We start from the raw sequence: 23,052 nt of genomic DNA, 5'->3' as shown, positions 1-23,052 counted from the left end.
GGCCGGCCATGTCGAACGTTACCGCCTTTCCGCGCCGTCGCGATCCGGACAATACCGATACCGGCGCCGGCCGCGCGCCGGCCGCACCGGTGTTCATGACGACCGAGACGTATGATGTCTGGTGGCTGATCAGCATCATGCGGCGGCGCATGAAGCTGCTGCTGGTCGTGGTGACCGTCATTCCGGTCCTGACCGCCCTGTATGTCAGCTTTCTGCCCAAGCAGTACTCTGCCGAGTCCCGTCTGCTGATCGAGGCGCAGCGCGAGCGGGTGCTGGGAATCGAGGCCGTGGTCCCGGGGCTCGGAGGGGACTCCAACACGGTCCAGACCGAGGCCGAGTTCATCGCCTCACGCGACATCGCCATCAAGACCGTGAAGGCCCTCAACCTCACGGACGATCCCGAGTTCAATCCACTGCTTGCCAAGTACGCCGAGGTCCATTGGACGACCCGTGTCCGCGAGGCCCTGCCCGAGGAAGTCCTGCCGTGGGCTGAGCCCATTCTGGAGTGGCTGCCGTCCGGCGACGAGCAGGTTGTGGCCGGGGACCCGTCACGCCCGGCGTCACCAGTGCCGGACGAACTCGCCATGGTCACCGACGAGTTCCTGTCCAAGCTTTCGGTTGAGGCGTCGCGGTTCGCCCGTGTCATCACCATCCGCTTTCGCTCCACCAGCCCCGAGAACGCGGCGCGAATCACCAACGGCGTCGCCGACGCCTACCTGCGCGACAATCGCGACCGGGCCGAGCAGGCGCTGAGACGCGCTTCGCTGTTCCTGACCGACCGCGTCAGCGGCCTTCGTCAGAACGTGATCGAATCCGAGCAGAAGCTGGAACAGTTCCGGCGCGAAAATGGGCTGGTTTCGACCGGTGGTGCATCGCTGCTCCTGCAGCAGATCACCCATCTGAACGAACAGCTGATCGCGGCCGAAACCTCGCGTGCCGAGATTGAGGCCCGGTACAGCCAGGTGCGCGCGCTGACCGACCAAAGGGGAGGGCTGGAGAGCCTGGAGCCGGTGCTGAAGTCGGACGTGATCGCCGCGCTCCGTACCCAGGAAACCCAGCTGCGCCGGAGCATCGCGGAGCTGTCGAACCAGTTCCAGCCGAAGTACCCCGCCTTGGTGCAGGCGCGCGATCAACTCGCCGACGTGCAGGCGCTGATCCGTGCCGAGGTCGACCGGATCGTCCAGAGCCTGCGCAACGACGTGCAGATTGCGCGGGTCCGCGAGGCGAACCTGTCGGCGGCAATCCGCCGCCTGCAGGAGAAGATGGAAGGTCAGGCCGACGCCGAGGCCACCCTGCGTTCGTTCCAGAGCGAGGTGGAGGCCAGCCGCGACCTGTATGAACTGATCCTGACCCGCTTGAAGGAAACGAACGTTCAGGACGAGTCGGCCAACGCCCCGGAAGCGCGCATCATCTCGCGCGCGGTCACGCCGCAGACCGCCGTTGCGCCGCGGCGCGGGATTGCGGTGCTGGCCTCGGTGCTCGGCGCGATGGTGATCGGCTGCTTCCTGATCCTGATCATCGAGTTTGCGATCCGCGGCTTCAAGACCTCCCAGCAGCTTGAGCTGGCGACCGGCCTGCCGGTGCTGGCGCAGATTCCGTTGAACACCGACATCAAGCAGTCGATGCCGCTGCACCGCCTGGTGGCCGAGCGACCGGGGTCGTCGGTCACCCAGGCCCTGCGCCGCTTGCGCACCACGATCACGCTCAGCCTGGGTGAGACCGAGGCCAGCCGTGTGGTGCTGGTGACATCGACGATATCCAGCGAGGGCAAGAGCTCCGTGGTCGAAGGTCTGGCGTCGCTGTCGGCCCAGGCTGGACGCCGCGTGCTGGTGATCGATGCCGATATGCAGAACCCGACCCTGCACTCCCGTTTCGGCATGTCGAACTTCGTCGGTCTGTCGGAGGTTCTGACCGGCGCGGTCCTGATGGATGACGCCGTCGAGTTCGACCCGGCAACCGGGATCTACTTCATGGCCCGCGGGCACAGTGTCCCGAATCCCGACGATCTGCTGGGCTCGGATGCCATGGACGTTCTGCTGCGCACCGCCCGCCACCAGTTCGACCTGGTCATCATCGACACCGCGCCGGTGTCGAGCGTCGGTGACGCGCTGATCGTCACGCCGCGGGTGGACGGCGTCCTGTTCGTCGTGGAGTGGGAGCGGACCCATCGCGAGATGGTGATTCAGAGCCTGCGGGACATCTACGAGATCGGCGAGAACGTATTGGGGCTGGTGCTGACGAAGGTCGATGTGCGCATCCAGTCCTTCGACAGCGGCACGGAGTACTACTACTACGGCCAGGACGATCGGCGGTCGGATGCCGCCTGACCGACCGGCCGCCGCGGAGTTGGGCTGGAGCTGTACGTCGGACGACAGGGGATCCCGAAGGTGAGACAGACCCTTTCGATCGCCATGGGCGTGCTCTCGGTTGTCGAGGCGACAATGCTGGCGCTCTGTGGCCTGCTCGCCCACGTCATTGTCAGTCCGGACGCCGCTTCGGCCGGATGGTATCCCGAGACGTCGCTGGCGCTCGGCGTTGCGGCACTCGCCCTGCTTCGGCCGTTCGGCGCCTACCGGGTGAATCCCCTGGAGCCGCTCGACCCGCGGGTGTTCCAGGCGCTTGCCGGCTGGGCCGCCGTGTTCGGGATGTTTCTCGCCGTCACCAACCTGACCCAGACGACAGACGCGTTCTCGCGTTCCTGGATCGTGGCAACCTTTGTCCTGGGCGTCCTTTGCCTGGTGTTGGCCCGGGCGATGGCGTTGCGCTATCTGCGGCATCTGGGGGCCGAGGGCCGGCTGGGGCCCCGGGTAGCGGTGATCGGGCGTGGAGCGGCGCTTCACGAAACCGCCCAGGCGGTGCTGCGCGACCCGCTTGGTCTGGCGCGTCTGATCGAGGCGCACGATCTGGATCCGAGCCCCGAGGCCGCCCTGGAACGGCTGGTGAAGACCATCCGCGCCGGCAAGGTATCGGAAGTGCTGATTGCGCTCAGTGAACCCGACACTACGCTGCAGAGCCTGATGAACGAGTTGAAGTCCGAAGCGGTCACGGTACGGCTGGCTCTGCCGTCCACGCTTCGGCAGGTGCCGGTTCTGGGGTTCGAGCGCCCGGCAGGTGTACCGGCGCTGTCCCTGTCGGAAGTCCCGCTGTCGGGTTGGAGCTCGGTGGTCAAGCGGATCGAGGATCTGGTCCTCGGTTCGCTGCTGCTGGTTCTTGCCGCGCCGGTGATGCTGATCATCGCCGTGTTGATCCTGGCGACCACCGGTCGGCCGGTGCTGTTTCGGCAACAGCGCCACGGGTTCAACAACAACACCTTCGGCGTCTACAAGTTTCGCACGATGACCACCAGCGATGATGGTCCGGTGGTCCCGCAAGCCCGTCGGGGGGATCCGCGGATCACGCCGCTCGGCCGGATCCTGCGGCGTACCAGCCTGGACGAGCTGCCGCAGTTGGTGAACGTCATCAAGGGCGACATGTCGCTGGTCGGCCCGCGCCCCCATGCCGTGTCGCACAACGACCAGTACGCGGAGTCAATCGACGGCTACCTCGGTCGCCACCGGGTGAAGCCGGGCATCACCGGATGGGCGCAGGTGAACGGCTTGCGCGGGGAGATCGACACGCCGGAGAAGATGCACCGGCGCCTCGAATACGACCTTCACTACATCGAGAACTGGTCGTTGCTGTTCGACCTGCGGATCATCGCCCAGACCATCACCATTCTGCTGGGCGATCCGAACGCCTACTGATCGGCCCGACTGCCGGCGGCGTTCTCGGCCATCCAGGACTGGACCAGGCTTCCAAGTTCGCGGGTAAAGCGGCTGCTGCTGAAGCTTTCGGCGTGTCGACGAATAGCGGCCGGATCAAACCGGCTTTCCATGTCCTCGAACCGGTCGAGTGCTGTCCGCAGGGACTCCGCCGTCTGGGCGTGGAAAAACAGCCCGGTAACGCCGTCGACCACGGTATCGCGCGCGCCGCCGCGCCCGAACGCGATCACCGGGCGACCGCTCGCCATTGCCTCCAGGGGAACGATTCCGAAATCCTCTTCGGCACAGAACACCAGCGCGCGGCAGCGCGCGTACAGGCCGGCCAACTCGGCGTCCGACACCCGTCCCAGGAACTGCACGTTGCCGGACGCGGTTCGCCGCAGGGCCGCTTCCTCCGGGCCTTCGCCTGCCACCAGCAGCTTTCGCCCGGTGCCGGCAAACGCACGGACCGCGATGTCGGCACGCTTGTAGCTGACCAGCTGGCTGATAAACAGATAGGCGTCACCCGGCCCGTCGGCATCGACCGAGAACTTGTCGATGTCGACCGGCGGGTGCACGACCACCGAGTCGCGCCCCCAGTATCGCCGGATGCGACGGGCCACGGTTTGCGAGTTCGCGATGAAGTGGTCGACCCTGGGGACCGTTGTGACGTCCCATATGCGCAGGCGGTGCAGCATCCAGGCCGCCAGCGGCCTTACCAGGGCCGGCAGTTCCGCCAAGTAGCCTTCCGGGATCACCCAGACATAGCGCATCGGGCTGTGGCAATAGCAGACGTGCAGCGCGTCGGCCGGTGCCAGCACGCCCTTGGTCGGGCCGCCTTCGCTGCTGATCACGAGGTCGTAGCCCGACAGGTCCAGCCGTTCCAGCGCCAGCGGCATCAGCGGCAGCAGCCTTTGATAGAACCGCCGGGCGCCGGGTATCCGGTTGATGAAGGTGGTGCCTTTCAGGCGCGCGGCAATTCGCGGCGAGATCGCGGCAGGATCGACGACATGAGTGAACACATCGGCGTCGGGATACAGGTCGAGCAATGCCTCGATCACACGCTCGCCACCGCGCATGGTGACCAGCCAATAGTGAATGATTGCAACCTTCAAGCCGCCCCCCCGTTTCAATCCAACAACCCTAACACCGGCGGGTCTGCCCATGCCATTGCGGTCGAGTCCCTGAGTACGCTGGAATCGCATCGAATTGCATGGAAACCGTAATAATGTTAATATAATACAAACTAAATTGTTGTCTGTTCGTGTGTGGGGCACGCGCACCGCTTCCGCCAACGATTGGCACGCCTGCGACGTTCGTGCGCCGCAAACGACGCCGGTTGACTAGGTATCAGCATGTTTGGAGACGCCCGTGGCTAAGAACAAAGTGAACAGCGGCAGCGACCGGATCACCGGAACGGCGGATGCCGACACGCTGCGCGGCGGTGCCGGCGGCGATACCCTGTCCGGGCTGGACGGCGACGACCTCCTCCCGGGTGGCGTCGGACGCGTCCTGTTGTCCGGCGGCGACGGCAACGATTCGCTGCACGGCTCGAAGGGCAAGGACACGCTGTCGGGCGGTGCCGGCGACGACCGGTTGGGCGGCGGCCGTGGCGCCGACGAGCTGTCCGGGGGCGACGGCGACGATCTCCTGTTTGGCCGCAGGGGTGCCGACACGCTGGAAGGCGGTTCGGGCGACGACGTTCTGCGCGGCGGCAAGGGCAGGGACGTGCTGTCCGGCGGCGTGGGCGATGACGAACTGTTCGGCGGGGCAGGGCGCGATACGCTCTACGGCGGATCCGGCAACGACACCCTGCGCGGTGGAGACGGCGCCGATGTTCTGTACGGTGGTGACGGCAGCGACGACCTGTTCGGCGGAGCCGGGCGCGACGTTCTGTATGGCGGGGCCGGGGATGGCGTGATCGACGGCGGCGCCGGCGAGGACACCCTCTATATCGGCTCGGAAGCCGATCTTGCGGGCATCGAGCTTCGCAACATAGAGCACATCGTCTACCTGAATCCCGAGACCGTGCCGGGCAATGCGGGTGACGACCTGCTGCTGGGCACGGTGGCCGACGATACCCTGTACGGGGGGACCGGCAACGACACCCTGTCGGGCGGCGGCGGCAACGACGTCTTGTACGGCGAAAACGGTGACGACCTGCTGCTGGGCGGCGAGGGCGGCGACCTGCTGTACGGTGGCGACGGCAGCGATGCTTTGTCCGGTGGAGCCGGTGACGACACCGTCTGGGCGGCCGTCGGCGACAGCACCCTCGAAGGTGGAGATGGCAACGACGTGCTGGTGGTTGCCCAGGGCACCGACCTGAACACGCTCGTGCACGCCGGGTTCGAGACCGCCTGGTTCGTCGACGAGAGTGGCGCGGTGGTCGAAACCCAGGACCTGACGGACGCCCCGGTCGACCTCAACGGGCCGACCTTCCTGTTCCGTTCCGAAGGGCTGGTGCAGGCCGTCCAGGTCGACGGCGCCGAGATGGTTCAGTTCGGCGATGTGACCGGGCTCGGCACGGAGTGGCAGCTGGCCGGCAAGGGTGACATCAACGGCGACGGGCAGGACGACTACGTCTGGCGCAATCAGAACGACGGATCGTTCGCCGTCTGGTCGCTGGATGAAACCCGCCCGATCGAGTTCGGCACCGTTCATGGAATCGAACCGAACTACACGCTCGCCGCACTTGCGGACTTCAACGGTGACGGCAGCGACGATTACCTCTGGCGCGACCAGAACACCGGCGACATCGCCGTCTGGACGTCCAACGGGCTCGACAGCGTCGCCAAGGGCGACCTGATCGGCATCGACAACTCCTGGAGCGTTGCCGCGGTCGACCAGTTCGGTACCGGCGGGCACGACATACTCTGGCGGAACGACACCACCGGTGACATCGCGATCTGGGAGATGAACGGCACTGCGGAGCCGACACGCGGCGCGGTCCATGGTCTGTCGACCGACTGGCAGATCGCCACGACCGCCGACTTCGACGGCGATGGCGACAGCGACCTGCTGCTGCGCAACCAGAACGACGGCTCGTTGGCCATCTGGGCGTCCGACGGCGGCGGCGAGGTCAGCCGGGGCAACGTGCTGGGCCTGTCCAGCGACTGGCAGGTTGCGGGTGCGGCCGATTTCGGCGGTGACGGCAAGGCCGACCTGCTGCTGCGCAACGAGGCCACCGGATCGGTGGCGGTCTGGCAGATGGACGGTACCGGCGAGCCTCTCCGTGGCGCGGTATTCTCGGTGCCGGCGGAATGGAAGATCGCCGCGGTGGACGACCTCGACGGCGACGGCAAGGCGGACATCGTCTGGCGCAACGAGCAGGCCGGCGTGGTGTCGGTCTGGGAGATGGATGGCGACGCGTCCGCGCAGCGCTATGACTTCGGCTTCGACGGTGATCTGACGATCCTGGCGATCCGCGATCTGGCGGCCAACGGCGACAAGGGCATCCTGGCCCAGAGCGCGGGCGGTGATATCGGCGTGTACATGTTCAACGACGGCGCCGCGCCGACCGTCACCCACGTCGGACAACTGTCAACCGATTGGGACCTGCTCTAGCAGCGCCCACCCACCGTATTTCCCGTGACGTCCCTGGACGCCTGTTCCGGGCGTCTGCGGGCGCGCGGGGTCGTGCTTAGGCTGCCGGTCTCAGGCCTGGGGCGGGATATTCCATTCAAACTACCTAAAATTTTATTGAAATTTGCGCCTGATAGCCGTAATTTGACACTGTCCGCTTATCCTGCAGGGGTGGGGTGCTTGATAGCGGTCGCGTTCGTGTCATCCGTTCTCCCCTCCGAAACGTAACGACTACTGCCGCGTCCTTCACGGGATCGGACGTGGCAGGTGCTGATGGAACCGGTCAGCGGTCGAAATGAGGAGCCACCGTGGCGAAGAAGAAGACGGACGACGACATCATAGGCACCGAACGCGGCGATCTGATCGCAGGCACCTCCGACAAGGACACGCTGTCGGGGCTGGCCGGTGATGACGTCATCTCGGGTCGCGACAGCGACGACCGGATCTATGGTGGCGCGGGCAACGATCTTCTTTCGGGCGGTGACGACGACGATCTGCTCTACGGCGGTGACGGTGCCGACACCCTTTCGGGTGGCGCCGACAAGGACACGCTCTACGGCGACGACGGCAGCGATGTTCTGCTGGGCGGCCTTGGTGACAACCTGCTGCACGGCGGTTCCGGTAACGACACCCTCTCTGGCGGCGCCGACAAGGACACGTTGTCCGGTGGTCTGGGCGACGACGTGGTGCATGGCGGCGCCGGCGACAACAAGATCTATGGCCTGGAAGGCTCCGACAGCCTGTTCGGTGGATCCGACAAGGACACCATCGAAGGCGGCGACGGGGACGACCGCATCGATGGTGGCGAGTCGGAAGGCAAACTCGAGGGCGGTGCCGGCAGCGACACGCTGATCGGCGGCTCCGACAAGGACACGCTGTCCGGCGGCGATGGCGACGATGCGCTGACCGGTAATGACGGCGACGACCGGTTGGACGGCGGAGACGGCAACGACCTGCTGTCGGGCGGCGCGGGTGACGATACCGAAAAGGGCGACGACGGCGACGACAGCTTGTTCGGCGGTGCCGGCGACGACCGGTTGTCCGGCGGCGACGGCGATGACGTCCTGTCAGGCGGCGTGGGCGAAGACACGCTGGTCGGGGGCGACGGCAACGACGTGCTGTACGCCGACGCCGACGACAAGTCGGTCGACGGCGGCAAGGGTGACGACACGTTGTACGTCGCGTCCCGCGCCGACCTTGAGGGCGTCAAGGTCAGCAACGTCGAGACCATCGTCTATACCGACGAGATTGAGAACGACCGGGGCGACCGTCAGGGCGGCGACCAGACACTGGTCGGCGACTGGCAGGACGAGACCTTGTCCGGCGGCGCCGGCAACGACCTGATCCAGGGCGGCGGCGGCGCCAATGTGCTGGATGGCGCAGGCGGCAACGACACGATCTCCGGTGGCTGGTCGCGCGATACGATCCGCGGCGGCGACGGCGATGACCTGATCCAGGGCAAGGGTGAACGCGATCTGCTGTCCGGTGGCGGCGGCAACGATGCCCTGTCCGGCGGCTGGGCCAAGGACACCCTGTCCGGTGGCACCGGCGACGACCGGCTGTTCGGGTTGGGCGACGCCGACGTGCTGGCCGGCGGTGATGGCGCCGACACGCTGTATGGCGGCGAGGGCGACGACACCTTGTCGGGCGGTGCTGGTGCCGACGCGCTCTCGGGCGGTGCCGGCAACGACCTCCTGGCTGGCGGCGGCGAAGCCGATGCTCTGTGGGGCGGTGACGCCAACGACACGCTGAGCGGTGGTGCAGGCGATGACGCGCTGGCCGGCGGTGGCGGAAACGATCTGCTGTCGGGCGGCGGCGGTTCCGATACCCTCTCCGGCGGCGGCAGCAACGACAGCCTGCTCGGTGGGCTGGGCGACGACGCCCTGGTCGGCGGCGACGGCAATGACCTGCTGTCGGGCGGTGCCGGCAATGATGAAATGTCCGGTGGCGCGAGCCATGATTCCCTGTACGGCGGTGTAGGCTCCGACACGCTGGTCGGTGGCGCCGGCAACGATGTTCTGTCGGGCGGTGACGGTGCCGACGTTCTGTCGGGCGGCGCCGGCAACGACTCGATCGATGGCGGCGCAGGCGACGACGTCCTGTACGGTGGGGCCGGTGACCTGGTGATCGACGGCGGCGACGGCGACGACACGCTGTACGTCGCGTCCCGGTCGGATCTCGACGGAGTGACGGTCCGCAACGTCGAAACCATCGTGTACGGCGACGCGCCGGCGCCGGGCGAGGCCCAGACCCTGGTCGGCGATTGGCGTGACGACACCCTGTCGGGGGGTGACGGTGCGGACCTGATCAAGGCCGGCGGCGGCAACAACACGCTGCTCGGCGGTGGCGGCAACGACACCCTGTCCGGTGGTTATGCCGCGGACGTGCTGTCCGGCGGCGACGGCAACGACCTGGTGTCCGGCGGTGGCGGCACCGACAGCATCGACGGCGGCGCCGGCGACGACACGCTGGTTGGCGGTTGGGCCAGGGACACCATCGTCGGCGGCGATGGCGACGACTCAATTACTGGCGGCGGCGAGGCCGACATTCTGGCGGGCGGGGCCGGTAACGACTCGGTGACCGGTGATTGGGCGGCCGACACGCTGTCCGGCGGCGACGGCGATGACCGACTGGCGGGCGCCGGTGGGTCGGACGTTCTGTATGGCGGTTCCGGTCGCGACACTCTTTCCGGCGGCGCCGGCGATGATGCGCTGTATGGCGACGCCGGCGACGGCGTGATCGACGGCGGTGACGGCAACGACACGCTCTACGTCGGATCCGCGGCCGACCTGGACGGTATCGACGTTCGCAATGTCGAGACCATTGTCTACACAGATCCGGTCGACACGGTTTCCGGCGGTGACGGCGACGACACGATCTCCGGTGGCGATGGCGACGACACGATCTCCGGCGGTGACGGCGACGATACGGTGTCCGGCGGTGACGGCGACGATACGGTGTCCGGTGGTGACGGCGACGATACGGTGTCCGGTGGCGACGGCGACGACACGATCTCTGGCGGTGATGGCGATGACACGGTTGCGGCCGCGCCGCTGACGCTGACCGCCATGGGTACCGTCGATCTGGACGGCGACGGTGACGAAGAGCAGATCTGGCGCCTGCGCAATCCGAACGCGGAGTCCTTTCAGGCAACCATTGACCTGTATGGGGCCGATGACCCCCAGGAAGGCACGGTTACCGTGCCGCCGGGCGACAGTTTCTTCTGGATCGAAGAAGGGTCGGGCACGCTGGTCATGACGTATGACCTGGACGGCGTCGAGACCGTGACGACCAAGGCCGCGAACCCGGATCCGGCCGACCTCGAATGGCTGATCAGCCAGGGCTGGGAGTACCCGTTCGGTGACGACACGGTGGCGGGCGCGACCGATGGTGGCGATGTCCTGACCGGCACCGCGGCCGATGACACGATCTCCGGCCTGGCCGGTGCCGACACCCTGTCGGGCGGCAGCGGGAACGATGTTCTGTCCGGCGGAGTCGGCAATGACGTGCTGTTCGGCGGCGTCGGTGCCGACGTGCTGTCGGGGGGCGTCGGCGAGGACGGTCTGTTCGGCCAGGACGGCAGCGATCTGCTGATCGGTGGGCTTGGCGACGACACGCTGTCCGGCGGTGCCGGTGCCGACACGCTGTCGGGCGGGGACGGCAATGATGTGCTGGTCGGTGGTGCGGATGCGGACATCCTCTACGGCGGCAACGGCGCCGACACATTGTCGGGTGGGGCCGGCGACGACACGATCTGGGGCGCGTTCGGTGATGCCACGCTCGATGGCGGCGATGGCACCGACGTGCTGGTGGTGGCGCAAGGCACGGATCTGAACTCGCTGGACCACACCGGCTTCGAGACCGTGTGGTTCGTGGACGAGTCCGGGAGCGTTGTGGACACCCAGGACCTGACGGCGCCGATCGACCTCAACGGCCCGACCTTTCTTTTTCGATCCAGCGCCGGACCGGTAGTCGCGATGCAGGTCGACGGCGGTGCCGCCGTGCAGTTCGGCGCCCAGGCCGGGTTGGGCAGCGAGTGGCAACTCGGCGGCAAGGGCGATGTCAACGGCGATGGCCAGGACGATTATCTCTGGCGGAATCAGGAGACTGGAGCGTTTGCGGTCTGGTCGGCGGATGAAACCAACGCGATCGAACTTGGCAACGTCCAGGCGATCGAGTCGAAGTACAGCCTGGCGGCGTTCCAGGACTTCAACGGCGACGGCACCGACGACTATCTCTGGCGCGATCAGGAGACCGGGAACGTTGCCGTGTGGACGACCGACGGCGTCAACGACCTGTCCAAGGGCGATCTGCTCGGCATCGATCAAACATGGTCGATCGCGGCGGTCGGCCAGTTCGGAACCGGGGGGCAGGACATCCTGTGGCGCAACTCCGATACCGGCGCGATTGCCGTGTGGGAGATGGATGGGACGTCGCAGCCGATCCGAGGCGTCGTTCACGGTCTCTCGACCGACTGGGAACTGAACACGACCGCTGATTTCGACGGCGACGGCGACGATGACTTGTTGTTGCGTAATCAGAACGACGGTTCGCTGGCCGTCTGGACGTCCGAGGGCGAAGGCGAAGTCGGTCGAGGTGACGTGCTGGGGCTGTCGAGCGACTGGACGATCGCGGGCGTCGACGATTTCGGCGGCGACGGCAAAGCCGATCTTCTGCTGCGCAACGAGAGCGAGGGCCTGATCGCGGTTTGGCAGATGGACGGCACCGGCGAGCCGACCCGAGGCATCACCTACGGCGTTTCGTCCGACTGGTCGGTCGCCGGGGGCGGCGATTTCGACGGCGACGGCAACGCCGATATCCTGTGGCGCAACGAACAGGCCGGCGTCATGTCGGTCTGGGAGATGAACGGCGACTCGCCGGAGCAGCGTTACGACTTCGGCTTCGACGGAAATCTGGAGATCCTGGAGATCCGCGAGCTGTCGGCCGACGGCGACACCGGAATCCTCGCCCGTGCGCCGACCGGGGATCTGGGTGTGTTCATGTTCAACGACGGCGAGGCTCCGACATTCACGCCGATCGGGCAGCTGTCGACCGACTGGGAGTTGCTCTAGGCTACGCGCTTCGCTCCCGCCCCGCAGGAGAAGCGCTTGTCAGGAGACCGAGCCGAGACGCTCATCATCAACGGCCGTTTCCTGGCGCAGCGTCAGACCGGCGTCCAACGCGCGGCGGCGGAGCTGGTCCGGGCGCTGGACGATCTGCTGAGCGCGCCGGACGGTCGGGCGGTTGCGGCCACGATTCTGGCCCCCCCGGATGCCGACCTCGACCGCCTCAATCTCCGCGCGATCGCCATTCGTCGGGTCGGCCATCACATCGGCTATCTGTGGGAGCAGTGGGACCTGCCCAGGGCCGCGCGCGGACGGGTGGTGCTGAACCTGGGCAACGTGGCGCCGCTCTGTCATCCGCGCAACGCCATCCTGATCCACGACGCGTCGGTGTTCGACCGGCCCGATGCCTACAGCTGGCGGTTCCGGCTGGCGATGCGGCTGATGCTGCCCCGGCTTGCCCGGCGGGCAGCGGCGCTGTTCACGGTCTCGGCGTTCTCGGCTGGGCAACTGTCCCACCATGGGATCGCCAACGCCGGCGGCTACACGGTTATTCCCAACGGCGTGGAGCACATCGCACGGATCGAGCCGGACCGTGATGCCCTCGCCCGGCACGGCCTCGCCGCCGGCCGGTACGTGCTGTTCCTCGGCTCCCTGCATCCGAACAAGAACCTGGCGGGCGCGCTGGCGGCGATCGAGCGGGTCGCCGATCCCTCCCTGCGACTGGCGGTGGTGGGTGCCGCCGATCCGCGGGTGTTCGGCGCCGATCGGACCGGGAGCGGCAGCGGCGGCGACCGGGTGGTGTTCCTGGGGTCGGTTGACGACGCGGCGGTGGCCGCGCTCTACGCCGGCGCACTGGCTTTGTTGTTCCCGTCCTATTACGAGGGCTTCGGCCTGCCGGCGGTGGAGGCCATGGCCCTGGGCTGTCCGGTCATTGCCAGCACGCGGGCGTCGCTTCCCGAGGTGTGTGGCGACGCCGCGGTGCTGGTCGACCCCGACGATACCGCCGGCATGGCGGTCGCGATCGACCGGTTGTCGGCCGACAGTGAGTGGCGGGCCGGGTTGGTCGAGCGCGGCCGGGTGCGGGCGGGCGCCTTCAGCTGGCGGAACTCGGCCCGGCGTCTACTGGATGCCCTCGGTCACGCCGGCCAGCGCGCCAGCCGATCCAGCGGTTGCTGAGCTGCCCGGCGTAGTAGCGCACCCGGCCGATCCGGCCCATCAGCGCGTAGCCGACGACGGCGATCAGCGGCTTCAGGAGGTGCGGAGCCATCTCGACCGGCGAGTAGTCGTTCACTCCCATCACATAGCCGACGCCCCGGGCGTAGGACGCTCCCTTGGCCAGGATGGCGGCGGAGTCGGTCTCGAACTTGTTGGGGTGCCCGAACACGATGGCCGGTCGGTAGACGATCCGGCAACCCGCCGACAGGCCGCGCAGCAGGAGGTCCTGGCCCTCGCCGGCACCCCAGCGACCGCCGGTGCCGACTCCGATCGATTCCCGGAATCCGCCGGCACGCTCGAAGAACCGTCGGCGGAAGTACAGCGTCGCCTCGGCTCCGACCCGCCAGACATTGCGCCGCGTCGCGGTCACCGGCTGCTCGGGCCAACGCCCCATGGACGGCGCTCCGGTCTCATCGACGCACCGCCCGCCGAACACGTCCACCTCCGGCTCGGCCCGCGCGGCGTGCCGAACCGCGTCGAGTTGGCCGGGGGTCGCCCAGCCGTCATCATCGGGAAACCAGATGAGGTCGCGGTTCGCATGAAGCAGGCCGACATTGCGGGCGTGCGACGCCCCGCGTGCGGTAGCGCGCACGTGGCGAGGCCCGAGGTCGGCCGCTGCGGCCAGCACCGGCAGCAGCCGCTGATCCGGGTTCTGGTCGACCACGACCACTTCATCGTCGGCCCGGCACTGGCCGCGCAGCGATGCCAGCAGGACCGCGACTTCGTCGACCCGTCCGAGCGACGGAATCACGATCGACAGCGCCGGGCCGGCGGCGGGTTCGGCGGGGGTCATCGGCCGGTACCGGCCAGCAGCGTGCGGGCTCGCTCGGTCACGGCGTCCAAGGTGGAACGGATCAGCGCCGGCTCGAACATGCCGCTGCCCGGGCCGCTGCGCAGCCCCAGCCTGCGCCGGACGATGGCCAGATAGGCAAAGTTGCTGGCGACGGTGACAAGGGCGGCAGCCGCCGCGGCGCCTTCCAGCCCGCCGGCGAGGATGCCGACCGGGACCGCCACCGACTGCCCGACGGCGCCGGCGATCAGGATCGCGGTCAACGGCCGCTCCAGGCCGGTCATCCGCAGCACCGCGCTGACCGGCCCGGCAAGCACGGTCGACATCTGCCCGGCGGTCAAGATCGCCAGAACCGCCCAGCCCTGCTGGAATTCCGGGCCATACAGGCCGAGCAGCAGCCAACCGCCGGCGATGATGGCGAACCCGATCGGCAATCCGCTCACCAGCGAGGCGAGGCTTCCCCGGGCCAGCAGATCCTGCATTCCGGCCTGGTCGCGGTCGGCGAACCGCCGGGCGATCATCGGCTCCAGGGTCAACCGCACCGCGTCCACGACGAAGGTCACCAGCACCGCAAGGCGCTGCGCCGTCAGGTAGATTGCGGCTGCCTTCAGGTCGATCATCGCGCCGACAATCAGGATGTCGCCACGGGCGGTCCAGTACACCAATGCCTCGGCGAGGACCATCGGCCGGGCGATCCGGTACCAGTCCGATCGATCGCTCCGGTCGACCGCCGATGCGGACCGACGAGCGTCCATGATGGAGGCGATCCGGCGGGCATCCAGGGTGGCGATGACGACCAGCCCGCCGACGAACCCGGCGAGGGCGGTGTCGACCGAAAGCCAGCCGACGACGGCCAGGGCCGCGGCCACCGCGCCCGGGATCAGCGAACGCAGGATGTTGAATCCGAGAAAGCCGGCAATAACCCGGTCGAGCGCCCGGAGCGTTTCGCGGTGCAGGTCCATGGCGCCATACAGCGGCATCCCGATCGCGACAATCGCGACGGTCGGCCACCCGATCCCGTCGCCGATGCCGAGGGCGACCTGGAACACCACAACGACTACCAGCACGCCGATCAGCGCCGCCATGACGATGACGCGGCGCGCCTCGGCAAGCAGGGCCTTGAGGGCGTGCGGGCGATCCTGGTGCCAGTAGACCGAGCCATGGCGCAGCATCGCGCTGTTCAGCCCGAAACAGGTCAACGGCCCGGCAATCGACAGGACGGTGATCGCGTACATCACCAGCCCGTAGTCGTCCGGCGGCAGCAACCTGGCAAGGAGCACGGTGTAAATCAGCCAGAGAAGCGTTCCCGCGACCTTCATGCCGGTCACGACAACCATGTCGTTCAGCATTCGCAACCCGCCCGTCCGCCGGCACCAAGCAACACCGTCACCGTAGCACCGGGGCCGATGCTCCGGTATACATACCAGACGGCGGGAACGGGGATGGGCAAGGTTTTTCAATGCTTTCGACTCTCAAAGCCGGTCTGATCACCGCCCTGTTTCCGGTGGCCCGAGTGATCCTGGGCGGTCGGCGTCGGCGGTTCCGGTCGAACGGCGTCGACATGCTGATCGACATCGGCGAGTCCCACATGACCCTGTTGCGGGCGCTCGGGCTTTACGAGTTGCGCAAGACGGCCGAGATCGAGCGGCGTCTGACTGCCGGTTCGGTGTTCGTCGACGTGGGATCCAGCCAGGGCGACTTCGCGCTGATCGCCGCCCGTATCGTCGGCCCGACCGGGCGTGTCCACGCGTTTGAGCCCGATCCGGACGATGTTGACGGCATCCGCGCGAATGTGGCGCTCAACGGCTTCGGTACGATCACGGTTCACGGCCTGGCGTTGTCGGACAGCGACGGCGAAGCGACGCTCTATCGCTCGTCGGTCAGCGGCTGGCACTCGCTGGTGTCGGGTCTCGAGAAACGTGGAGAAACCCCCGCGACCGTGCCGGTGGCGCGCCTCGACAGCCTGGACCTCGACCGGGTCGACATGATCAAGATCGATGTCGAGGGCGCCGAGGCGGCAGTCCTGGCGGGCGCGCGGGCCACGCTGGAACGGCATCGCCCGATCGTGCTTCTCGACACCCATCCGTCGCTTGGCGCCGATGTCGGGGCATTGCAGGCCTATTTTGACGATCTCCGCTACGACGTCTTCGATTCCGACCGGCACGCCTCGCGGCCGTTGCCGGGCGGGATCCCGCGGGAAGACGCCGACCTCGTTCTGATACCGCGGCCGGCCGGCACATGAGTGCTGGCGCCCTGGTGCTCGGCGGCGCCGGCTTCATCGGGAGCCATCTCCTGGCCGACCTTGCGGCGCGCGGGGTCCGGCCTCTGATCTGCCTTGATATTGCGAAACCGGAACGACCGGTTGACGGCGTCGACTATCGGCATGGGGATGTTCGAGCACCGTTCGACGAGCTGGTGCCCGAGGCGGTCTCGGTCGTCTACAACCTCGCGGCGGTCCATCGCACACCCGGCCACCCCGACCACGCCTACTACGACACCAACGTCGCCGGGGCGCTGAACGCCTGCGGGTACGCTGCGCGGCGCGGTGTGCAACGCCTTGTGTTCACCAGCAGTATTGCGGTCTACGGACCGCGCGAGGAGCCGTGCACGGAGTCGACCCCACTGCGGCCTGTGTCGGCCTATGGGCGGTCGAAGGCGCTGGCCGAAGCGATCCATGAGCAGTGGGCCGACGTCGATCCCGAAAGCCGGCGGCTTGCGGTGCTGCGTTCGGGCGTGGTGTTCGGCCGTGGCGAGAACGGCAATTTCGATCGGCTGCTGCGCCAGATGCGGCGCGGAGCCTTCGTGTTTCCCGGGCGCCGGGACACGATCAAGGGCTGCGGGTATGTGGGCGAACTGGTCCGGGCGATCGGCTTCGCGGTCGCACGGGACGACCGGGTCTACCACGCGAATTTCGCCTATCCCGAGCCCCACACGATCGAAGCCATCGCCCGGACCCTGTCGAAGGCGGCCGGCCTGCGCGCCCCAAGGTGGACGGTCCCGACCGGGGCGGTGATGGCGGCGGCGTGGGGGTTCGAGGTTCTGGCGCGCTTTGGACTGCGCACCGGCGTTGACCGCGACCGGGTCCGCAAGCTGCTGATCAGCACCGATGTCCGCCCGGACCGTCTGACAGCCGACGGATACCGGTTCGAGACCGACCTTGCGTCCGGCATCCGGAGCTGGCTCGCCTCGCTCGACGACGGGTGAGCCGCTTACGGGCGGGATCGGTCTCCGCGGGCGGCGACCGGCGCCAGCGGGTGGACACCGCCGCGCATGATCGGCGCGGTTGCGACCGCTCGATGCCGGACCATGAACATGATGATGGCGATCGTGCAGATCATGGTTGGGAAATACTTGGACGATCCCCAGTAAAACAATCGAAGAATCTCGTAAACACCAATCATCCAGGTTGGATGGATGATCATGTACTGGAATTTTCCCTGCTTGTATCCGTCGTAGATGCGCCCGCTGAGAACGCCGAGAAAGAACCACAGGGTAACGCCCAGAATGACTCCCCAGTCTTGGATCGGAGCGAAGACACCTGAGGTGTTGTTGAACTCGGCGCTGGCGAACTGGAAGGCATAGTCCCAGAAAGCCGATTCTTCCGCCTTGACCCACGGGAACAGCGGGAACCGGTAGAACCAGTTCATGGTGTAGGTGCCGTCAAAGGTCGCCGGATAGAGCTCGACCAGTCCGGCCCCGTTGTTCAGGGCGGTCAGATAATATCCCCAAATACGCGAAAGAATGAAATCGGTGTAGTCGGTGTAGTAGTATTTATAGACGGTCCATGATCGAAAATACTCGGTCACGGCGAAGAGGCCGATGATGCCGGCGATCCCGAGGACCGGGGCCATGGCGAACGAGAAGCGCCAGCGGCTGCCGACCGTCCCGAACCAGACAATGCCGATCGGCAGGACAACCTCGATGATCGCCAGCCGCTCGGAGTTGAAGACCGCGCGCAGAATCACGGCAAAGAACACCGTACCGGCGAAGATGTGATCGAACTTGTCCAGGGGACGGTCGGCGATCTTGTCCTTCAGCGCGTACAGCGTTGCGAACAGGGCGGCCAGGTTGCTGACCGATGTCAGCCCCGGAACCTGCAGGGTCTGCTCCTTCAGCAGCGAGAAGATTGCCGCCTTGCCGCTTAGAAACGCCCAAACCAGCCCGGGATTGGCCAGGATCGGCAGGACCACGGCAATGTTCCCGGCGAACGCGATCAGGCCAATCGCCAGCATGACGCGCCGGTAGTGTGAATGCAGGATCCGGCTGGATGGGCCGCCGGTCTTCCGTTGCAACCGGGCGCCGCGCGAGACGTATCCGACGACTCCGCACCCAGCGGAAAAGGCCAGCAGGGCCGCCAGAAGCACCAGAAGCTGGTTGCCCGAAAGGAACTGCCGCGTCTGGTCGAAGTCGAGATACACGCGCTTCGGCATGGCGGCGACCGACAGGCCGATGGGGACCATCAGCAGCAGCGTCACCCAGCCGGGGCTGGACCACCAATACGTTCGCATTCAGGCTCCGGGCTCGTCGTCGATGCCGATCCGCTGCCGGCAGTGTCATCGACCGTCAGAGCGTGGTCCAGTCCGGATCCAGCGAGCCGACCAGCGTGATCTCCGGGGGTCCGCCGTCGACCATCGCCATGGTCGCGAACCGGCCGTCGGAGCTGCGCAGCAGGATGTCGTCGGTGGCGTCGCCGTTCAGCTTGCCGATCCGGATGATCTCCCAGTCGGCATCGAGGCCGAAGTCGTACCGGACCTCGCTGTCCGCGCCGTTCATCTCCCAGACCGACGCGGTGTTGGTCACGCTGTTGCGCCACAGGATGTCGGACTTGCCATCGCCGTCGAAGTCGTGGACCGCCGCGATGCTCCAATCGGCCGAGATATCGCCGAATGTCTGGCCGCGGTTGGTGACTGCGCCGCCGTCCATCTCCCAGACCGTGACTTGGCCGTCCTGGGCGTTGCGCAGGATCAGATCGTCCTTGCCGTCGCCGCCGACATCGGCCACGCCGGCCACGGTCCAGATCGAGTCGAGGTCGTGGACATCGCCGAGCGTGGATCCGCCAAGACCGTTGTTGGTCCACACTGATACTTGGCCGGTGGTGTCGTTGCGCCACAGGATGTCCGTGCCGCCATCGCCGTCGAAGTCGCCCAGCTTCTCGATCTGCCAACTGGTGTCGACACCCTGCGCAACGCCCTTGGCCGGGGTTCCGGTCGCATCGAAGTTCCAGAGCGAGACCGCGCCGGTGCTCGAGTTCCGCAGCAGCAGGTCGTCGCCGCCGATGCCGTCGAAATTGGCGGTTTCGGCAATCTCCCAGCCGGACTCACCGAAGAAGTTGACCGGCCCGCGTCCGAACGCATCGGTCCACACGGCCACTGCGTTCAGGCCAGAGTTGCTCCACAGGATGTCGGCCTTGCCGTTGCCATCGAAATCGGCCAGGGCGCCGACCTGCCAATCGGTGCTGATGCTCTGCAGGATACCCATGTCGATGCCGGTATCGTCGAAGCTCCAGATCGCGATCGACCCGGTATCGCCGTTGCGGAGCAGCACGTCATCAATGCCGTCGCCGTCGAAGTCGGCGGCACCTGCCGACTGCCAGGTCGATGCAAGGCCAGCAACGTCGACCGTCGCCATCGGGATGCCGGCTTCGAACTGAATCGACTGCACGACGCCGTCGGGATGGATGAAGGCGACGACCGGACCGGTCGGCGCCGGCGGGGCCGTCAGATCGCGAACCTCCACCACCGTGCCGCTGCCATCGACGAACCATGCCGTCTCAAAGCCGCTGTGCGACAGGGTGTTGAGGTCGGTACCCTGGGCGACGACCAGGACGTCATTGCCGTCACCGCCTACGAGCGCGCTGTCGAGTCCGCCGTCGGGGACACTGTCAAGCGCATCCCCCCAGATCGTATCGTCTCCTGCTCCGCCGCTGAGCCTGTCGATGCCAGCCCCACCAATGAGCAGGTCGTTTCCTGCCCCGCCGCTGAGCCTGTCGTTTCCGGCCCCGCCGGAGAGCGTGTCTGCGCCCTGTCCGCCGTAGAGGAAGTCGTTACCGACCCCGCCGTACAGCGTGTCATCGCCGTCCTCGCCGAATAGCGCGTCACGGTTGCCGCCCCCAGCGAGGGCGTCGCCGCCGCCGCCGTAGAGCACGTCATCGCCCGCCCCGCCGTACAGCGTATCGTTGTTGGTCCCGCCATCGAGCAGATCGTTGCCGGCCCCGCCGAACAGATGATCCGAGCCCGCGCCGCCGTACAGCGTGTCGTTGCCGTCGCCGCCGCTGATCGTATCGGAGCCCTGGTTGCCGAATGCGAGGTCTTCGCCGCCGGCCAGATTGGGGAAGGTTTCGGACCACTGGTTTCCGATAAAGATGTCGTTGCCGGCGGTCGCGATGTTGCTCTGCGGGGTGGCCAGCAGCACGGTGACGCCACCGGCCCCATCATCCTGCAGGGCCGCCCCGACATAGGTTCCGTTGACCGTGAACACGGTATCGACCGTCCCGTCGCCATCGACGTCGATGGAGATCGTGGTGTTTCCGGCGGTCGCCGCCACCGTGATGGTCGCCACCGCGGCCGAGACACCGGACACCATCAGCACGTCGCCGGCGCCGAGGTCGTAGATCGAGTCGCCGTTCAGGTCGGCCGCCGTGCCGATGATGGTATCGATGCCGTTGCCGCCGAGGATGGTGTCGGCACCGGCACCGCCGACCAGCAGGTCGTTGCCATCGCCGCCCGAGAGCACATCGTTGCCATCGCCGCCGGACACCACGTCGTTGCCGGCGAGCGCCACCAGCGTGTCGTCGCCGTCGGTGCCGATCATGGTGTCGTTGCCGGCGGTCCCGGTGACGGCAAGCGCCGGCAGCAGGGTGCGGGCGGGCTCGGTGCCAAGCACCAGCTCGATATTGTCGATCAGCGCGCCGTAGGAGTCCGAGGTGCCGTCGGCGTCGCCGCCGATGAACGACAGGGTGTGGCTGCCGACGCCGAGCTCGACGGTGAACCAGTCGCTCTGCCAGGCGTTCGGCGCGTCGGTCTGGCTGTAGACCGTCTGGCCGTCGATCTGGATCGAGAACTGGCTGGTCGCTGCGGTCTGGCCCTGGTACAGCCGCGCCGCGAAGTCGAAGGACAGGGCGTGGGTGCCGGCCTGGAAGACCGTGAAGGTCTGGGTCGCCTTGACGTTGGTGTGGCCGCCGACCCCGCCGTTCTCGCCGTGGCTGTCGAGTTCGAGCACCTGGTTGTCGGTCGCCCAGCCGGCCGGCCGGGTCGGTGCGCCGCTCTGGGTGCCGACCTGGATCTCCAGCGGTGCGGTCCCCGGCGCGTTCGGATCGAGATCCTCGGCGACCCAACCCGGGATCTGGCTGAAGGTGCCCCAGCTGCCGTGGTTGAAGCCGGACACGTTCTCGAAATCGCTGTTGATCAGCAGGTTGGCCCCGGCCGCCGGAGCGGTCACGCCAGCGATGACCAACGTTTCGATGCCGGATACATCCATGCCGTCGAGATCGTCGGCCGAGTCGAGGTACAGGGTGTCCTGACCGTCGCCGCCGTCGACCACGCGGTCGTTGTCGCCGCCGTAGATTACATCGTTGCCGGCACCGCCATACAGCGAGTCCACGCCGTCGCCGCCGTACAACGTATCGTCCCCGGCGCCACCGGACAGGGCGTCATCCCCCGTGCTGCCCGACAGAACGTCGTTTCCGCTGCCGCCGTCGAGACGATCGTTGCCATGGTCGCCGACCAGCGTGTCGGCACCGGTGGAGCCGATGATCAGATCGTCGCCGTTACCACCGACCAACAGGTCGCCGCCGTCCTCGCCGAGCAGGGAGTCGTCGCCGTTGCCGCCGTACAGCGTGTCGTTGCCGTCGCCGCCGTAGACCAGGTCCGCCCCGTTCAGCGCGTCGATCACATCGTCGCCGCTCGTGCCGGTGATGGTATCGGCATGGTTGGTCGGTCCGCCGAACACCAGATCCGTCAGCAACGTGCGGACCGGCGCGTCGCCCAGAACCAGTTCGACGTTGTCGATCAGCGCACCGTGGCGGTCGGCAATTCCTTCGCCGGTGAACGAGATGGTGTGGCTGCCGACGCCGAGGTCCAGATTCAGCCAGTCGCTGGTCCACCCGAACTGCGGGCCGAGGTTGCTGTAGACCGTTTCGCCATCGATCTGGATCGAGAAGCCGCTGGTCTCGCTCGTCAGGCTTCCGTACTGGCGCGCCGTGAAGTCGAACGACAGCGCGTGGGTACCACCCTCAAAGACCGTGAAGGTCTGGGACACCACGGCGTTGTTGTGACCGACGGCCTGGCCGCCTTCCTCCGGGCCGGAGTCGAGTTCGATGACGTTGTTGCTCGGCGACCAGCCGTCCGGAGACACCGGCGCGCCGTTGATCCGGCCGTGCTGGATCTCGATCGGCGGGGTGCCCGGCAGGTTCGGGTCGGGATCCTCGGCGGTCCAGCCCTCGATCGACTGGAACCTCGTCCACACGCTGTTGGTATTCAGCGGGCCGGTGCTCTCGAAGCCGCCGTTGATCAGCAGGTTGGTGCCGGCCGCCGGCGCCGTGACGCCGTCGATCACCAGGTGCTCGATGCCGTCGAAGTCGACCCCGTCGAGGTCCTCCGGCGAGCCCAGGTACAGGGTGTCGTCGCCGTCGCCGCCGACCACCGTGTCGCCGGCACCGCCG

12 protein-coding genes are annotated in these 23,052 nt (G+C 67.2%); 7 read left to right on the top strand and 5 right to left on the bottom strand.

All coding sequences use genetic code 11. The annotated features are described in order from the left end of the window. Nucleotides 1–8: 8 nt before the first annotated feature. Both RIC54_RS03725 and RIC54_RS03720 read left to right on the top strand, forming a co-directional pair. A complete protein-coding gene (locus tag RIC54_RS03725; RefSeq protein ID WP_350098196.1) occupies nt 9–2,327 on the top strand; it encodes a GumC family protein in 2,319 nt (772 codons plus the stop codon). A 60-nt stretch (nt 2,328–2,387) separates the two neighbouring features. After that, nucleotides 2,388–3,743 (top strand): undecaprenyl-phosphate glucose phosphotransferase, encoded by a 1,356-nt coding sequence (locus tag RIC54_RS03720; RefSeq protein ID WP_350098195.1) that lies wholly within the window; start codon nt 2,388–2,390, stop codon nt 3,741–3,743. Here the strand turns inward: RIC54_RS03720 and RIC54_RS03715 are convergent. After that, the gene (locus RIC54_RS03715) at nt 3,737–4,855 is read right to left on the bottom strand and encodes a glycosyltransferase (RefSeq protein ID WP_350098194.1); all 1,119 of its coding nucleotides are present in this window, start codon (nt 4,853–4,855) and stop codon (nt 3,737–3,739) included. The genes RIC54_RS03720 and RIC54_RS03715 overlap by 7 nt on opposite strands. Nucleotides 4,856–5,111: 256 nt before the next feature. On the opposite strand from RIC54_RS03715, the gene RIC54_RS03710 reads away from it, so the two are divergent. The 3 genes from RIC54_RS03710 (at nt 5,112) to RIC54_RS03700 (ending at nt 13,564) form a co-directional block, all read left to right on the top strand. Continuing rightward, entirely contained in the window at nt 5,112–7,304 is a 2,193-nt protein-coding gene (locus RIC54_RS03710; protein ID WP_350150552.1) for an FG-GAP-like repeat-containing protein, read from the top strand. 326 nt (nt 7,305–7,630) lie between these two features. Continuing rightward, a complete protein-coding gene (locus RIC54_RS03705; RefSeq protein WP_350150550.1) occupies nt 7,631–12,394 on the top strand; it encodes a calcium-binding protein in 4,764 nt (1,587 codons plus the stop codon). A 36-nt stretch (nt 12,395–12,430) separates the two neighbouring features. Next, complete coding sequence (locus RIC54_RS03700) at nt 12,431–13,564, top strand: glycosyltransferase family 4 protein (RefSeq protein ID WP_350098191.1); 1,134 nt, start codon at nt 12,431–12,433, stop codon at nt 13,562–13,564. On the opposite strand, the gene RIC54_RS03695 is transcribed toward RIC54_RS03700, so the two are convergent. Next, nucleotides 13,482–14,396, bottom strand: a complete 915-nt coding sequence (locus RIC54_RS03695; RefSeq protein ID WP_350098190.1) for a glycosyltransferase family 2 protein — start codon at nt 14,394–14,396, stop codon at nt 13,482–13,484. The two genes, RIC54_RS03700 and RIC54_RS03695, sit on opposite strands and share 83 nt — an antisense overlap. Further along, on the bottom strand, nt 14,393–15,742 hold the full coding sequence (locus tag RIC54_RS03690; RefSeq protein ID WP_350098189.1) for a lipopolysaccharide biosynthesis protein: 1,350 nt from the start codon (nt 15,740–15,742) through the stop codon (nt 14,393–14,395). The genes RIC54_RS03695 and RIC54_RS03690 overlap by 4 nt, the downstream gene beginning before the upstream one ends. 110 nt (nt 15,743–15,852) lie before the next feature. On the opposite strand from RIC54_RS03690, the gene RIC54_RS03685 reads away from it, so the two are divergent. After that, nucleotides 15,853–16,635: an FkbM family methyltransferase gene (locus RIC54_RS03685; protein WP_350098188.1), complete on the top strand. Its 783-nt coding sequence runs from the start codon at nt 15,853–15,855 to the stop codon at nt 16,633–16,635. Then, the gene (locus RIC54_RS03680; RefSeq protein ID WP_350098187.1) at nt 16,632–17,597 is read left to right on the top strand and encodes an NAD-dependent epimerase/dehydratase family protein; all 966 of its coding nucleotides are present in this window, start codon (nt 16,632–16,634) and stop codon (nt 17,595–17,597) included. The genes RIC54_RS03685 and RIC54_RS03680 overlap by 4 nt, the downstream gene beginning before the upstream one ends. Nucleotides 17,598–17,602: 5 nt before the next feature. Here RIC54_RS03680 and RIC54_RS03675 read toward each other — a convergent pair whose 3' ends face one another. Both RIC54_RS03675 and RIC54_RS03670 read right to left on the bottom strand, forming a co-directional pair. Then, nucleotides 17,603–18,901, bottom strand: a complete 1,299-nt coding sequence (locus RIC54_RS03675) for a hypothetical protein (RefSeq protein ID WP_350098186.1) — start codon at nt 18,899–18,901, stop codon at nt 17,603–17,605. A 55-nt stretch (nt 18,902–18,956) separates the two neighbouring features. Next, on the bottom strand, nt 18,957–23,052 hold a 4,096-nt coding region (locus RIC54_RS03670), incomplete at its 5' end, for an FG-GAP-like repeat-containing protein (protein WP_350150549.1).

The sequence above is a fragment of the Thalassobaculum sp. genome, assembly GCF_040219215.1.
Classification (GTDB): Bacteria; Pseudomonadota; Alphaproteobacteria; order Thalassobaculales; family Thalassobaculaceae; genus Thalassobaculum_A.
This window is presented reverse-complemented; position numbering and strand designations above follow the sequence as displayed.

Excerpts from the sequence above, each read along its gene's own strand:
- RIC54_RS03725 (WP_350098196.1), top strand. The coding sequence starts at position 9 with ATGTCGAACGTTACCGCCTTTCCGCGCCGTCGCGATCCGGACAATACC.
- RIC54_RS03695 (WP_350098190.1), bottom strand. The coding sequence starts at position 14,396 with ATGACCCCCGCCGAACCCGCCGCCGGCCCGGCGCTGTCGATCGTGATT.
- RIC54_RS03690 (WP_350098189.1), bottom strand. The coding sequence starts at position 15,742 with ATGCTGAACGACATGGTTGTCGTGACCGGCATGAAGGTCGCGGGAACG.
- RIC54_RS03685 (WP_350098188.1), top strand. The coding sequence starts at position 15,853 with ATGCTTTCGACTCTCAAAGCCGGTCTGATCACCGCCCTGTTTCCGGTG.
- RIC54_RS03680 (WP_350098187.1), top strand. The coding sequence starts at position 16,632 with ATGAGTGCTGGCGCCCTGGTGCTCGGCGGCGCCGGCTTCATCGGGAGC.
- RIC54_RS03675 (WP_350098186.1), bottom strand. The coding sequence starts at position 18,901 with ATGCGAACGTATTGGTGGTCCAGCCCCGGCTGGGTGACGCTGCTGCTG.